General features: G+C 40.6%; 15 protein-coding genes and 1 other annotated feature. Of the genes, 13 read left to right on the forward strand and 2 right to left on the reverse strand.

Annotated elements, in window-relative coordinates; translation table 11 throughout:
* Positions 1-65: 65 nt before the first annotated feature.
* Genes mlaF through murA form a run of 7 tightly spaced genes read left to right on the forward strand, consistent with a single transcriptional unit; the run spans position 66 to position 4730 of the window.
* The gene (gene mlaF, locus HMPREF3279_RS07675; protein ID WP_070868784.1) at positions 66-860 is read left to right on the forward strand and encodes a phospholipid ABC transporter ATP-binding protein MlaF; all 795 of its coding nucleotides are present in this window, start codon (positions 66-68) and stop codon (positions 858-860) included.
* Positions 857-1642: a lipid asymmetry maintenance ABC transporter permease subunit MlaE gene (mlaE, locus tag HMPREF3279_RS07680; protein WP_005696644.1), complete on the forward strand. Its 786-nt coding sequence runs from the start codon at positions 857-859 to the stop codon at positions 1640-1642. The genes mlaF and mlaE overlap by 4 nt, the downstream gene beginning before the upstream one ends.
* A gap of 12 nt (positions 1643-1654) precedes the next feature.
* Positions 1655-2161 carry an outer membrane lipid asymmetry maintenance protein MlaD gene (mlaD, locus tag HMPREF3279_RS07685; protein ID WP_049364516.1) on the forward strand — a complete coding sequence of 169 codons (507 nt, stop codon included), beginning with the start codon at positions 1655-1657 and terminating at the stop codon, positions 2159-2161.
* A gap of 21 nt (positions 2162-2182) precedes the next feature.
* Positions 2183-2830: a phospholipid-binding protein MlaC gene (mlaC, locus tag HMPREF3279_RS07690; RefSeq protein WP_070868785.1), complete on the forward strand. Its 648-nt coding sequence runs from the start codon at positions 2183-2185 to the stop codon at positions 2828-2830.
* A gap of 4 nt (positions 2831-2834) precedes the next feature.
* Entirely contained in the window at positions 2835-3170 is a 336-nt protein-coding gene (locus HMPREF3279_RS07695; RefSeq protein WP_070868786.1) for an STAS domain-containing protein, read from the forward strand.
* 13 nt (positions 3171-3183) lie between these two features.
* The gene (locus HMPREF3279_RS07700) at positions 3184-3441 is read left to right on the forward strand and encodes a BolA family protein (protein ID WP_070868787.1); all 258 of its coding nucleotides are present in this window, start codon (positions 3184-3186) and stop codon (positions 3439-3441) included.
* Positions 3442-3449: 8 nt separating this feature from the next.
* A complete protein-coding gene (gene murA / locus HMPREF3279_RS07705; RefSeq protein WP_070868788.1) occupies positions 3450-4730 on the forward strand; it encodes a UDP-N-acetylglucosamine 1-carboxyvinyltransferase in 1281 nt (426 codons plus the stop codon).
* A 57-nt stretch (positions 4731-4787) separates the two neighbouring features.
* On the opposite strand, the gene HMPREF3279_RS07710 is transcribed toward murA, so the two are convergent.
* The gene (locus HMPREF3279_RS07710; RefSeq protein WP_070868789.1) at positions 4788-5492 is read right to left on the reverse strand and encodes a YggS family pyridoxal phosphate-dependent enzyme; all 705 of its coding nucleotides are present in this window, start codon (positions 5490-5492) and stop codon (positions 4788-4790) included.
* Positions 5493-5656: 164 nt separating this feature from the next.
* Positions 5657-5770 (forward strand) — a sequence feature (Thr leader region).
* 32 nt (positions 5771-5802) lie between these two features.
* Here HMPREF3279_RS07710 and thrA point away from each other — a divergent pair.
* The 3 genes from thrA (at position 5803) to thrC (ending at position 10558) form a co-directional block, all read left to right on the forward strand.
* Positions 5803-8250, forward strand: coding sequence for a bifunctional aspartate kinase/homoserine dehydrogenase I (gene thrA / locus HMPREF3279_RS07715; protein ID WP_070868790.1), 2448 nt, complete (start codon positions 5803-5805; stop codon positions 8248-8250).
* A 12-nt stretch (positions 8251-8262) separates the two neighbouring features.
* Positions 8263-9207, forward strand: a complete 945-nt coding sequence (thrB, locus tag HMPREF3279_RS07720) for a homoserine kinase (protein WP_070868791.1) — start codon at positions 8263-8265, stop codon at positions 9205-9207.
* Positions 9208-9283: 76 nt separating this feature from the next.
* The gene (gene thrC, locus HMPREF3279_RS07725) at positions 9284-10558 is read left to right on the forward strand and encodes a threonine synthase (RefSeq protein ID WP_070868792.1); all 1275 of its coding nucleotides are present in this window, start codon (positions 9284-9286) and stop codon (positions 10556-10558) included.
* A gap of 80 nt (positions 10559-10638) precedes the next feature.
* Here the strand turns inward: thrC and HMPREF3279_RS07730 are convergent, their stop codons facing one another.
* On the reverse strand, positions 10639-12132 hold the full coding sequence (locus HMPREF3279_RS07730; RefSeq protein WP_070868793.1) for a PTS transporter subunit EIIC: 1494 nt from the start codon (positions 12130-12132) through the stop codon (positions 10639-10641).
* Between the two features lie 172 nt (positions 12133-12304).
* Here HMPREF3279_RS07730 and HMPREF3279_RS07735 point away from each other — a divergent pair, with 172 nt between their 5' ends.
* The 3 genes from HMPREF3279_RS07735 (at position 12305) to hflC (ending at position 15272) form a co-directional block, all read left to right on the forward strand.
* Positions 12305-13015: a 4'-phosphopantetheinyl transferase family protein gene (locus HMPREF3279_RS07735; protein WP_070868794.1), complete on the forward strand. Its 711-nt coding sequence runs from the start codon at positions 12305-12307 to the stop codon at positions 13013-13015.
* A 128-nt stretch (positions 13016-13143) separates the two neighbouring features.
* The gene (gene hflK / locus HMPREF3279_RS07740; protein ID WP_070868795.1) at positions 13144-14385 is read left to right on the forward strand and encodes an FtsH protease activity modulator HflK; all 1242 of its coding nucleotides are present in this window, start codon (positions 13144-13146) and stop codon (positions 14383-14385) included.
* Entirely contained in the window at positions 14385-15272 is an 888-nt protein-coding gene (gene hflC, locus HMPREF3279_RS07745) for a protease modulator HflC (RefSeq protein WP_070868796.1), read from the forward strand. Before hflK ends, hflC begins: the two co-directional genes overlap by 1 nt.
* Positions 15273-15312 lie beyond the last annotated feature (40 nt).

Genomic DNA, 15312 nt, shown 5'->3' on the forward strand with positions numbered 1-15312 from the left:
AACGACCACACTTTTTTAACGTGAGAGGAAAATAAATTTCTTCTTGTAAAACCAATGAGATTTTAATGAATAAAAATCTAATCGAAGTCAAAAACCTGACCTTTAAACGAGGTGAGCGTGTGATTTACGATAACCTGAATTTGAAAGTCCAACAGGGCAAAATTACGGCCATTATGGGGCCATCAGGGATCGGGAAAACTACGCTACTGAAATTAATCGGTGGTCAGTTATATCCTGAACAAGGCGAGATTTTGTTTGATGGACAAGATATTTGCCGTCTTTCAAATCGCGAGCTTTACGAAGTACGTAAACGCATGGGAATGTTATTCCAATCAGGTGCATTATTTACGGATATTTCCACGTTTGATAACGTGGCATTTCCGATTCGCGAGCATACGCGCTTGCCGGATAGTCTAATTCGTCAAATTGTGTTGATGAAATTAGAAGCGGTGGGCTTACGCGGTGCGGCAGATTTAATGCCTTCTGAGCTTTCTGGTGGGATGGCGCGTCGTGCCGCATTGGCGCGAGCGATTGCACTTGATCCGGATTTAATTATGTTTGATGAGCCGTTTACGGGGCAAGATCCAATCAGCATGGGCGTGATCGTGAGCTTAATTAAACGTTTGAATGAAGCACTGAATTTAACCTCTATTGTGGTTTCCCATGATGTGAATGAAATATTAAGCATTGCAGATTATGCCTATATCATTGCGGATAAACATGTGATTGCCGAAGGAACATCAGAACAACTGCTTGCGAGCCAAGATCCTCAAGTTGTGCAGTTCTTGAAAGGTGAAGCAGATGGTCCGGTAAAATTCCATTATCCGGCAGGTGATTATGTGGAGGAATTATTTAAATGATTGTTGATATGATTTCTTCACTTGGACGAAGCGTAATCAAATTTTTCCGCGCATTAGGCCGCTCAGGCTTTATGTTGTTCGGTGCGCTCGTAGGTAAACCGCAAGTTCGTAAACATTTTCCTTTATTAGTGAAACAGTTACACGTATTAGGTGTACAGTCTTTATTAATTATCCTGCTTTCAGGTTTATTTATTGGAATGGTGTTGGGCTTACAAGGTTATGTGGTCTTAGTTGATTTTTCAGCAGAAACCAGCCTTGGACAACTTGTAGCGCTGTCTTTATTACGTGAATTAGGCCCAGTAGTGACCGCACTTTTATTTGCAGGTCGTGCAGGTTCAGCGTTAACGGCTGAAATTGGCTTAATGAAAGCCACAGAACAACTTTCCAGCCTTGAAATGATGGCGGTCGATCCATTACGTCGAGTGATTGCACCACGCTTTTGGGCTGGGTTGATTGCGATGCCAATTCTTGCGCTTCTCTTTACCGCGATTGGTATTTGGGGCGGTGCGCTTGTCGGCGTAGATTGGAAAGGTGTTGATGCAGGTAGCTTCTGGTCAGTGATGCAAAATGCCGTCAGCTGGAGCTATGACATTCTAAATGGATTTATTAAAAGCGTATTTTTCGCCATTGCCGTGGTGTGGATTGCGTTATTCAATGGTTATGATTGTATTCCGACATCAGAAGGTATCAGTCAAGCCACAACCAGAACAGTTGTCCACGCATCACTTGTGGTTCTTGGGCTCGATTTCATCTTAACTGCCATTATGTTTGGGGCAGGCTAAAAGGGTATTTTTATGCGACAAACAATTAAATATGAATTTTGGGTAGGGTTATTTTTACTACTTGGTATCGCCGCGTTAGTGTTTTTAGGCTTACGTGTAGCGAATGTGCAAGGTTTTGGTGAAACAAAATCTTACACAGTGACTGCAACTTTTGACAATATTGGTGGACTAAAAGTCCGTGCACCACTTAAACTAGGAGGGGTAGTGATTGGTCGTGTGTCTGACATTACATTAGACGAAAAATCTTACTTGCCAAAAGTCAGTATTGCGATTAATGAAGAATATAAAGAAATTCCGGAAAACAGTTCGTTATCGATCAAAACATCGGGATTATTGGGCGAGCAATATATCGCCTTAACTATGGGTTTTGATGATGGTGAAACCGCGATGTTAAAAAACGGTAGCCAAATTCAAGACACGAAATCCGCAATGGTATTGGAAGATTTAATCGGCCAGTTCCTTTACGGTGATAAAAAAGCCGACGGTAATGCTGACAAAGCAGAACCTGAAGCCAAATAATAATCTTTATTTAGGAGATTTATGATGAAATTTACTCAGTTTAAAAAATGGTTTAGCGTAATGGCATTTGCAGTGACTGCACTTTTTGTGACTCAAACTGTACGTGCAGAAACGAGCCCTTATGTGTTGATGCAACAAGCATCAGATAAGTTATTTGCCGATATCAAAAACAATCAGGCAACAATTAAAAAGGATCCAAACTATTTACGTACTATCGTGCGTAATGATTTATTACCTTATGTGCAAGTAAACTATGCAGGTTCTTTGGTGTTGGGTTCACACTTTAAATCAACCACACCAGAACAACGTGAAAAATTCTTTAAAGCATTCAGTGATTTTATCGAACAAGCTTACGCGCAAGTGTTAACCGCTTACACCGATCAAAATATTCAAATTGAACCGGCTAAAGAAGTAGGCGACAAAAACCTTGTAAGCATTCGTGTAAACATCGTGCAAAATGGTGGACAAGCGCCAATCAAGTTAGATTTCAAATGGCGTAAAAACAGTAAAACTGGCGAATGGCAAGCTTATGACATGGTTGCAGAAGGCGTGAGCATGGTTGTCACCAAACAAAACGAATGGAGCGGTATTTTACGTCAACAAGGTATTGATGCTTTAACAGCTCAAATTCAAAAATCTGCCGCAGCACCCGTGACATTGAGCAAATAAGCGAATGACTGCGTTAAAGTGGGATTTAATCCAAAATAATGATAAGATAGCTCTCCAATTATCGGGGGAGCTATCCCGCAACACGTTGTTACCATTATGGCAGCAACGTGCTTCTTTTTTATCAGAAAAACTAACGAATCAAAGTATCATTGAATTTGATTTAACGAATATTAAACGAATTGATTCTGCTGGTTTTGCATTATTGTGTGATTTTCTACACGATTGTGAGCAGTTACCAAATAAAAAAGTGCGGTTGATAAACCCTCCAGAACAGTTATTAACCCTTGCTGATTTAGTGAATTTATCTCATTGGATTAGCACTTTTATCGACCATAATTAAAACGGAAATCCGAATGGAACTGCAAGAAATTGAACGTATTTTAAAAGAAAGCCTGAATGTAGATGAGGTTTATGCTCAAGGTGAAAATGCTCACTTTGGTGTGATTGTAGTGAGTGATGAAATCTCAGCACTGCCCAAATTAAAACAGCAACAAACTATTTACGCGCCATTAATGCCTTACTTTCAAACTGGCGAAATTCACGCTTTAACTATTAAAACCTATACCACTGCAAAGTGGAAAATGGATCGTTTATTACATCAAGCTAGCTAGGATTTTCTATGGAAAAATTTCGTGTTTATGGCGGGCAATCTCGCTTAAGTGGTACTGTAACCATCTCTGGTGCAAAAAATGCTGCACTGCCTATTCTTTTTGCTGCAATTTTGGCAACTGAGCCGGTTAAATTAACAAACGTACCAGAACTAAAAGATATTGATACAACCTTAAAAATCTTACGTAAACTTGGCGTTGTAGCTGAGCGTGATGCTGAAGGTGCAGTATTATTAGATTGTTCTAAAATTGATCACTTCGTTGCGCCATATGAATTAGTAAAAACCATGCGTGCTTCTATTTGGGCATTAGCACCGTTGGTGGCTCGTTTTAATCAAGGCCAAGTTTCTTTACCAGGTGGTTGTTCTATCGGTGCACGTCCGGTTGATCTTCACATTAGTGGCTTAGAAAAACTCGGTGCAACGATTGAGCTGGATGAAGGTTACGTAAAAGCGGTTGTTGCTGATCGTCTTGTAGGTACGCGTATTGTGATGGAAAAAGTGAGCGTTGGTGCGACTTTATCTATCATGATGGCGGCAACACTTGCGGAAGGTACAACAACCATTGAAAATGCCGCACGTGAGCCTGAAATTGTCGATACAGCTGATTTTCTCAACAAAATGGGCGCGAAAATTACAGGTGCAGGTACTGATCACGTTGTGATTGAAGGTGTTGAGTGCTTAACAGGCTGCGAGCACAGCATTGTGCCAGATCGTATTGAAACTGGTACATTCCTAATCGCAGGTGCAATTTCAGGTGGTCGCGTGGTATGTAAAAATACTAAAGCGGATACCATGGATGCGGTGATTGATAAACTTCGTGAAGCGGGTGCAGAAGTTGAAGTCACAGAAGATAGCATTACATTGGATATGCATGGCAATCGTCCGAAAGCTGTCAATATTCGTACTGCACCACACCCAGGTTTCCCAACAGATATGCAAGCACAGTTCACCTTATTAAATATGGTGGCAGAAGGCACCAGTATCATTACTGAAACCATCTTTGAAAACCGCTTTATGCACATTCCAGAATTAATTCGTATGGGCGGTAAAGCTGAGATTGAAGGTAATACAGCAGTTTGTCACGGTGTTGAGCATCTTTCTGGTGCAGAAGTGATGGCGACAGATTTACGCGCATCAATCAGTCTTGTGTTAGCAGGATGTATCGCAAGTGGTGAAACTATCGTAGATCGTATTTATCATATCGATCGTGGTTATGAGCACGTTGAAGATAAACTTCGTTGCTTAGGTGCGAAGATTGAACGTTTCTCTGAAAAGAGCGAAGAAGTTTAATTCAATCCAGATAAAAAAAGAGCGGTCAATTTTGACCGCTTTTTTATTTTCTATTCATTATTTTTTCGAATAATCTCTCGCCCCAAAAATGGCTGTACCAATGCGTACCATCGTTGAGCCACATTTTATGGCACTTTGCATATCATCGGTCATTCCCATAGAAAGGGTATCAATTTGTTGATGCGGGAAGGCGGCTTTAAGTTGTTCAAATAATTGTTCCATTTGGCTAAAAGCCGCTTCTTGTTCAGCAATATTATCTGTTGGTGCAGGGATTGCCATTAATCCACGTAAACGTAAGTGCGGTAGATTTTCGATGTGTTTTGCAAGCTCAATCATTTCACTCGGTTGAATACCTGATTTACTGGCTTCATCACTGATATTAATTTGAATTAAAACATTCAAAGGCGCTTTATTGGCAGGACGTTGTTCATTTAAACGATCGGCAATTTTTGCACGTTCTAACGTTTGCATCCAATCGAAATGTTCTGCTACAAGACGGGTTTTATTAGATTGTAGTGGGCCAATAAAATGCCATTCAAGTTGAATATTCTGTGCTTCAAAATACTGAATTTTATCTACGCCTTCTTGAACGTAGTTCTCCCCAAATGCTTTTTGTCCGGCTTGATAGGCTTCTAAAATCGCTTCATTGGGTTTGGTTTTAGAAACTGCTAATAAAGTGATCGCACTTTCAGGACGATGAGCGAGTTGAGTGGATGTTTGGATTTGTTGATGAATGGTTTCGAGTGCTTGTTGAATTGTCATCATTTCCTTCCTGACCAATGTAAAACTCGTTTTATTCTATACCAAAGTAATGATTTTTAGAAAAAAATCTTCATTTTTTCGATTTTATGTTTGACAAGCTCGCGCTTTTTCGGTATTTCTAGACACATCTTTTTTTCAAGGTAAAAATACAATGAAAAATAACCGCACTTTCACTATTACCACCATTATTATGACCATTACGACAATTAATGGGGCGGGTTAGTGCGTAGCAAACAGGATCAGGAAAACCCGCATCAATCTAGTGCGGGTTTTTTAATATTTAAAAATCACAACATCTGAGGATATTATCATGCGCGTATTAAAATTTGGTGGCACTTCATTAGCCAACCCTGAGCGTTTTTCACAAGCGGCTCAATTAATTGAAAAGGCTCATTTGGAAGAGCAAGCTGCCGGTGTGTTATCCGCTCCTGCAAAAATTACTAACCATCTTGTTGCCCTCTCTGAAAAAGCCGCATTAAACCAACCTACTGATACCCACTTTAACGAAGCCATTGAAATTTTCTATAACATCATTAATGGTTTACACGCTGAAAATAATAAATTTGATCTAGCTGGCACGAAAGCCCTTATTGATGCAGAATTTGCCCAAATTAAAGGTTTATTAGAAGAAATCCGTCAAGCTGGCAAAGTAGAAGATAAGGTTAAAGCAACCATCGACTGCCGTGGTGAAAAATTATCAATTGCCATGATGAAAGCGTGGTTTGAAGCACGTGGATACAATGTTCATATTGTTGATCCTGTTAAGCAATTATTAGCACAAGGCGGTTATTTAGAATCGTCAGTTGATATTGAAGAATCTACAAAACGCGTTGATGCGAAAAGTATCGGAAAAGATAAAGTTGTCTTAATGGCAGGTTTTACTGCTTGCAATGACAAAGGCGAATTAGTGTTATTAGGCCGTAATGGTTCTGATTATTCAGCCGCTTGTTTAGCCGCTTGTTTAGATGCATCTGTTTGTGAAATTTGGACAGATGTGGACGGTGTTTATACTTGTGACCCACGTTTAGTGCCAGATGCACGTTTATTACCAAGCCTGTCTTATCGTGAAGCAATGGAGCTTTCCTATTTTGGAGCGAAAGTGATCCATCCTCGTACAATTGGTCCCTTATTACCAAAACAAATTCCATGTGTAATTAAAAATACGTGCAATTCATCTGCGCCAGGTTCTGTAATTGATGGCCATGTAAAATCTGAAGAGTTACAGGTTAAAGGGATTACTAACCTTGATAACGTGGCGATGTTTAACGTTTCTGGCCCGGGTATGCAAGGTATGGTTGGGATGGCTGCTCGCGTCTTCTCTGCTATGTCAAAAGCCGGCATTTCAGTTATTTTAATCACTCAATCTTCTTCTGAATATAGTATTAGTTTCTGCGTGCCAGTGAAATCAGCGGATGCAGCGAAAGCGATTTTAGAACAAGAGTTTGCGACAGAATTAAAAGCGCATGACTTAGAACCGATTGAAGTGGCAAAAGATCTTTCTATTATCTCTGTTGTGGGCGATGGCATGAAACAAGCTAAGGGTATCGCTGCTCGTTTCTTCACTGCATTGGCTCAAGCGAATATTAGCTTAGTAGCAATTGCACAAGGTTCTTCTGAGCGTTCAATTTCAGCGGTAGTGGCGCAAAATAAAGCGATTGAAGCTGTGAAAGCGACTCACCAAGCCCTTTTTAATAATAAGAAAGTTGTCGATATGTTTCTAGTCGGCGTTGGTGGCGTTGGTGGTGAGTTAATTGAACAAATCAAGCATCAAAAGGAGTATCTTGCAAAAAAGGACATTGAGATCCGTGTTTGTGCTTTAGCGAATTCAACCAAAATGCTTTTGGATGAAAACGGGTTGAATTTAGATAATTGGAAAGCAGACCTTGAAAATGCAACCCAACCTTCTGATTTTGATGTGTTGTTATCTTTCATTAAATTACATCACGTGGTGAACCCAGTCTTTGTTGATTGTACAACAGCTGAATCGGTCGCAGGACTTTATGCGCGTGCGTTAAAAGAAGGCTTCCACGTGGTAACTCCAAACAAAAAAGCGAATACCCGTGAATTAGCCTATTACCACGAATTACGTCGCAATGCACAAGCGAGCCAACATAAATTCCTATACGAAACTAACGTAGGGGCAGGTTTACCGGTTATTGAAAATTTACAGAATTTATTGGCTGCAGGTGATGAACTTGAGTATTTTGAAGGCATTTTATCTGGCTCACTTTCATTTATCTTCGGTAAATTAGAAGAAGGACTTTCTCTTTCAGAAGTGACCGCACTTGCGCGTGAAAAAGGCTTTACAGAACCTGATCCTCGTGATGATTTATCGGGGCAAGATGTGGCGCGTAAATTGCTTATTTTAGCGCGTGAAGCAGGTCTAGAACTTGAGCTTTCCGATGTGGAAGTGGAAGGCGTGTTACCGAAAGGCTTCTCTGAAGGCAAATCAGCAGATGAATTTATGGCGATGTTGCCACAATTAGATGCGGAATTTAAAGCACGTGTTGAAGCTGCGAAAGCAGAAGGAAAAGTATTGCGCTACGTAGGCCAAATTAAAGATGGCCACTGCAAAGTGTCAATCATTGCCGTGGATCAAAATAACCCATTGTATAAGGTGAAGGACGGTGAAAATGCGCTAGCATTCTATACGCGTTATTATCAACCAATCCCGTTGTTATTACGCGGTTATGGTGCGGGTAATGCAGTGACTGCAGCGGGTATCTTTGCGGATATTTTAAGAACATTACACCACTAAAAAGGACTTAACATGTTAAGAATTTATGCTCCCGCATCGAGTGCAAATATTAGTGTAGGGTTTGACACATTAGGCGCAGCCATTTCACCGATTGATGGCTCATTATTAGGTGATGTCGTACAGATTGAGTCTATTCCAAGTGGTTTTGAACTCGAAAGTGCAGGCTATTTTGTGCGTAAATTGCCAAAAGAGCCGCAAAAAAATATCGTGTATCAGGCCTATGTTCTGTTTAGTGAGCAATTAAAATTACGCAATGTGAGAGTCAAACCATTGCGTTTGACTCTTGAGAAAAATATGCCGATTGGTTCGGGATTGGGGTCAAGTGCGTGCTCTATCGTGGCTGCATTAGTGGCATTGAATAAATTCCACGATGAGCCATTTTCAAAAATGGAATTGTTAGAAATGATGGGGGAGCTAGAAGGTCGTATTTCAGGTTCGATCCATTATGATAATGTGGCTCCTTGTTACTTAGGCGGTGTGCAATTTATGGTACAATCCCTCGGTAACATTTGCCAAAAACTGCCATTTTTTGATAATTGGTATTGGGTCTTAGCTTATCCAGGCATTGAGGTTTCAACCGCTGAAGCACGCGCAATTTTACCGAAAAGCTACACACGTCAAGATGTGATTTCTCATGGTCGTCATTTAGGTGGCTTTGTGCACGCATGTCACACGCATCAAGAAAACCTTGCAGCGATGATGATGAAAGATGTGATTGCGGAACCTTATCGTGAATCTTTATTACCAAATTTCGCGGAAGTGAAACAAGCCACTCGTGATTTAGGCGCGTTAGCGACGGGTATTTCAGGCTCTGGCCCAACGATTTTCTCCATCGCACCTGATTTACAAACCGCAACAAAACTGGCGACTTATTTAGAAAATCATTATTTACAAAACAATGAAGGTTTTGTTCATGTTTGTAAGGTCGATAATGACGGCGCGAGAGAGCTAGGTTAAGCAGTCAATCATCTTCCCCTCTTCTTATAAGAGGGGAATAACATTTTATTAAAACTCTATAATTAACGGATATACAATGAATTTGTACAATATCAAACACCCTGAAGAACAAGTGAATTTTGCGCAAGCCGTACGTCAAGGACTTGGCAAAGATCAAGGTTTGTTCTTTCCTGAAACGATCCCTGCTTTAACCAATATTGATGAATTATTAGCTTTACCATTGGTTGAACGTAGCCAAAAAATTCTTGGCGCCTTAATCGGTGAAGAATTGCCGAAAGCCACTTTGGATGCGATGGTGAAAAATGCATTCACCTTTACGGCACCATTAGAAAAAGTGGAAGACAATATTTATGCCCTTGAATTATTTCATGGTCCAACGTTAGCATTTAAAGACTTTGGTGGCCGTTTTATGGCGCAGGCGCTCGCTGCAGTGCGTAGTGATGGTAAAATCACCATTTTAACAGCGACATCTGGTGATACCGGCGCGGCAGTCGCCCATGCATTTTACGGATTGGAAAACATCAATGTCGTGATTTTATATCCGAAAGGCAAAATCAGCCCATTACAAGAAAAGCTATTCTGTACTTTAGGTGGGAATATCCGTACTGTTGCGATTAATGGCGATTTCGATGCGTGCCAAGCGTTAGTCAAACAAGCGTTTGATGATGCCGAACTACGTCAAGCAATTGGTTTAAACTCAGCAAACTCCATTAATATTAGCCGTTTATTGGCGCAGGTTTGTTATTACTTTGAAGCGGTCGCGCAGTTACCAAAAGAAAAACGTGATAACGTCGTGGTTTCTGTACCAAGTGGTAACTTTGGTAACTTAACCGCAGGTTTAATTGCGAAAACATTAGGTTTACCAATTAAACGCTTTATTGCATCAACCAATGCGAACGATACCGTGCCGCGTTATTTAGAATCAGGTAATTGGGCACCTAAAGCGACTGTAGCCACGCTTTCTAATGCGATGGATGTCAGTCGTCCGAACAACTGGCCACGTGTAGAAGAACTATTCAAACGCAATGGCTGGAATTTAAGTGATTTAGGTTCAGGTATGTTAAGTGATGGCGAAACAGAAGAAACCTTAAAAGCCATGTACGCAAAAGGTTATTTATGTGAACCACACGGCGCTATCGCCTATCAAGTATTGAAAGACCAACTTAAAGCGGATGAAACCGGTATTTTCTTATGTACGGCACATCCTGCGAAATTTAAAGAGTCTGTGGAGCGTATTCTTTCGCTCGATCTTCCATTGCCAGAAGCGTTGGATAAACACAATAAATTACCATTACTTTCTGATGAAATGGATGACGATTTTGCACAATTACGTGCATATTTGTTGAAATAATAAAAAAGTGCGGTTGATTTTGACCGCACTTTTGTTTTGTTACTCAAAAGGGCGGGGTAAACGCCCTTTATTTTTAGGAATTAATCTTCTTTTCCTAAGATTTGATTCACTTCACTCTTATAGAGAACGGCTTTAGCACCGAAAATAGCCTGTACGCCACCGCCGACTTCAAGCACATCAATCGCGCCTAATTTTTTCAATGTGGCTTTATCAACGGCTTTCACGTCCTTAACAGAAACACGTAAGCGAGTAATACACGCATCCACGTTTTCAATATTTTCAGCGCTACCTAATGCTGCAATAATTTTATGTGCATTTTCAGTAAGAGAGCTGGTTTCTTGTTCTACATTTTCTTCGGTTTCTTCACCACGCCCTGGAGTCATCACATTAAAGATGCGAATCAAGAAAACGAAAGAGAAATAATAGAGCAGAGCCCAAGGAATACCGACGAAAATCACACGTAACCAATGAGTGTTTTCATCACCTTGTAAGATACCGAAGAGCAAGAAATCAATAAAACCACCAGAGAAAGTATTCCCGATAGAGATATTTAAATAATCGGCAATAAAGAAAGAGACACCATCTAAGAATGCGTGGAACACATAAAGCCATGGTGCAACAAACAAGAACATGAATTCGATTGGTTCGGTAATCCCAGTAATGAAAGAAGTTAGAGCTGCACCAAGGAACAAACCGCCAATTTGTGCACGACGTTTTTTCGGTACACAGTGATACATAGCTAAACAGGCAGCGGGTAAGCCAAACATCATGGTATCAAAACGGCCGGCAAAGAAACGCGTCCCTTCAGTAAATAAACCATGGTGATTTGGATCCGCTAATTGAGCAAAAAAGATTTTTTGTGCACCAACAATCATCTCACCATTGACCATTTCCACACCACCTAATTCAGAATACCAAAACAGCGGATAAATCATGTGATGTAAGCCAACCGCACCAGATAATCGCATTAAGAAACCATATAAGAATGTTCCAAAGGTTCCCATGGAAGCGATACTTTTACCTGCGGATACGAGCCATTGTTGAAAAGTTGGCCAAATGAGGAAGAAAACTAATCCAACAAAAATGGCTGAAAAAGCGGTAACGATTGGCACAAAGCGAGAGCCGCCAAAGAAACCTAATACTTGTGGTAATTGGATGTTGTGATAGCGATTGTGTAATTTAACGGTAATCAAGCCCATCACTAATGCACCAATCACACCTGTATCAATGCTTTTTACATCAGGAGAGAAAATCGGAATTAATGCGGCAATGGTACCCGTCATAATGAGATAACCGACAACCGCAGCAAGAGCAGCAACGCCTTTGTCACGTTTAGCTAAGCCGATACCTAAACCAATACACAATAATAAGGCCAAATTGGCAAACACCACGCTACCGGCTGCTGACATGATCTGAAACAGGCCTTGCAGCGCCTCATTATTTAAAATTGGATAGGCTTGCACCGTTGCTTTATTGGAAAGTGCCCCACCGATCCCAAGTAAAAGACCCGCAGCAGGCAAAATAGCAATCGGCAACATGAATGCTTTACCGACTTGTTGAAGTTGTTTAAACATAGAACCTCCTGTGATTACTTTTTTGAAATGTAACGTATTTAAAGAGAAAAATCTGTGAAACTGCTCACAGTTTCAATCTAACACCTTGCTTTGATGAGTTTTAGCTTGTGTTGGCGTGCAGTAGATTTCCTTTTATAATGCAATCAAATTTGCATGTTTATTCATTATTTTTATGACAACTTTTATTGCCTACGCCAATATTCAAGAACCTTTTCCTTTTGATGAAATCCCAAGGGAACTAGTCCCTGAGAATTTGCATACGGAACCGAAGGGGAATTCTCGGATAACGCAACGACATCAATGCCGTCGATTGGCGCATTTTTTACTTTGGCAGTTGCTAAAAACAGCAGAGAAATCAACCGCACTTTTAGGGCGAATTTATCGTACACAAAGTGACAGACCACAATTTCCCGTCGAGAATATTGATTTTAATATTAGTCACTCTGGTGATTGGGTTGCTGTATTGCTGCATATTAATGAATCAGAAAAAAGTGCGGTCGGTATTGATATTGAATTTCCCAAAAAACGGAATTTTTCTGCGCTCATGGCTCATTTTGCGCCACAAGCAGAACAAGATTGGTTTGCTAAACAGCCTGATGCAGACCTGGCCTTTTATCGCTGTTGGTGTTTACGTGAAGCTGTATTGAAATCACAAGGCGTAGGAATAGTGAAGTTATCAAGTGTGACGCATTTGCCAGAACAACTGCAGATCTTTTCAGATTATTGCCCGAGAGGTAAGTTGATCTTTACGGATGAATTGCCTTTTTACTTTGCGGCATTTATAAATCAGTCAAAAATCCAACCGCATTTTTATCACTGGGATGGAAAAAAATTACTCGAAAAAAATATAAAAAAATCCTTGATTTACCAAGTAAATGAATAAAAGAAAATCCTTGAAAATATTCAAGGATTTTTTATTTTATAAAACTTGATTCGCCACTTGTATTTTCATAGACTAACCCCATTTATTTCGATAAACTCATTAAAATTTTTAGACAAATGGAGAACGTAATGTCGCAAAACGGTCCAGATCAAGATCCTTGGGGTAAACCGGGACAGAGCAGCGGTCCAAAACAGTCAGATAATTCATCAGATAAGCAAAATGAAAATGGCTGGGGCTCGCGAGACAATAAAAATCAGGAGCAATCACCACCAGATATTGAAGAAGTATTCAATAATCTGTTGAAAAAATTAGGTGGGGGTAATAAAAAAGGCGGTTCAAATAATACTTCGCCGAATATCCCTTCATTCAATTTAGGTAAAATTTTACCGATTGCTGTGGTGATCGGGGGAATTATTTGGGGCGCAAGCGGTTTTTACACCATTAAAGAAGCGGAACGTGGTGTGACGTTACGTTTTGGTGAGTTTCATTCTACCGTTCAACCAGGTTTGAACTGGAAACCGACTTTCATTGATAAAGTGGTTCCAGTGAATGTAGAACAAGTTCGCGAGCTTAAAACGCAAGGTGCAATGTTAACCAAAGATGAAAACATGGTTAAAGTGGAAATGACAGTACAATATCGCGTGCAAAATCCAGAAAAATACTTGTTTAGCGTGAGTAATGCAGATAATAGTCTCGGACAAGCGACAGACAGTGCGCTTCGTTATGTGATCGGCCATATGACCATGAATGATGTGCTGACAACAGGTCGTGCAGTGGTGCGTGAAAATACTTGGAAAGCGTTGAACGATATTATTAAACCTTATGACATGGGACTTGAAGTGATTGACGTGAACTTCCAATCCGCACGTCCACCAGAAGAAGTGAAAGATGCTTTCGATGATGCGATTAAAGCACAGGAAGACGAACAACGTTACATTCGTGAAGCAGAAGCTTATGCTCGCGAGAAAGAGCCAATCGCTCGTGGTGATGCTCAGCGTATCGTTGAAGAAGCAACGGCTTATAAAGATCGTGTTGTGCTTGATGCGCAAGGGGAAGTGGAACGTTTACAACGTCTTCTACCTGAATTTAAAGCGGCACCTGATTTGTTAAAAGAGCGTCTTTATATTCAAACCATGGAAAAAGTGATGGCAAACACACCTAAAGTGATGTTAGACAGCAATAATGGTAACAATTTAACTGTGTTGCCATTGGAGCAATTAATGGGTAAAAAGACGGCTAAGCCAGTGACCACTACTTCAGAAAGTGCGGTCAGTTCTGCACCTGTTTCAACACAGGAACGTCGTGTAGAAACGCAAACGGCTCAACCAGTTCAATCAAATGAAGGCATTCGCCAAGGGAGATTTAACTAATGCGTAAATTTTTACTTCCGATTATTGTGGTGATTGCTGCGGTGCTATATTCCAGCATCGTGGTTGTAACTGAAGGCACGCGTGGCATCATGTTGCGTTTTAACAAAGTACAACGTGATGCAGAAAACAAAGTTGTGGTGTATGAGCCAGGTTTGCATTTCAAATTGCCTTTCATTGATAGCATTAAAGTGCTTGATGCGCGTATTCGTACCCTTGATGGTTCTGCTACTCGTTTTGTGACAGTCGAGAAAAAAGACTTGTTGGTGGATTCCTATGTAAAATGGAAAATCAGCGATTTCGGTCGTTTCTATACTGCAACGGGTGGTGGCGATTATAACCAAGCTGCAAGCTTATTAAGCCGTAAAGTGAATGACCGTCTGCGTTCAGAAATTGGTACTCGTACGATTAAAGATATCGTTTCAGGTACCCGTGGTGAATTAATGGCGGGGGCGAAAAAAGCGTTAAATTCAGGGCAGGATAGTACCTCTGAATTAGGGATTGAAGTCGTCGATGTTCGCGTAAAACAAATCAATTTACCGGATGAAGTTTCTTCTTCGATTTACCAACGTATGCGTGCAGAACGTGATGCGGTTGCGCGTGAACACCGTTCTCAAGGTAAAGAAAAAGCTGCCTTCATTCAAGCGGATGTGGATCGTAAAGTGACCTTGATCTTAGCGAATGCAAACAAAACTGCACAAGAATTGCGTGGTAATGGTGATGCGGCGGCAGCAAAATTGTATTCTCAAGCTTTTGCCCAAGAACCACAGTTTTATAGCTTTATTCGTAGCTTAAAAGCCTATGAAAGTAGCTTCGAAGGTTCTGGTAATATGATGATCTTGAAACCAGACAGTGATTTCTTCCGCTTTATGCAAGCGCCAAAGAAATAAACGAGAGATAATAAAAAGTAAAGTGCGGTTAGAAATAACC

It is taken from the genome of Haemophilus sp. HMSC71H05, assembly GCF_001838635.1.
GTDB classification, from domain to species: domain Bacteria; phylum Pseudomonadota; class Gammaproteobacteria; order Enterobacterales; family Pasteurellaceae; genus Haemophilus_D; species Haemophilus_D parainfluenzae_R.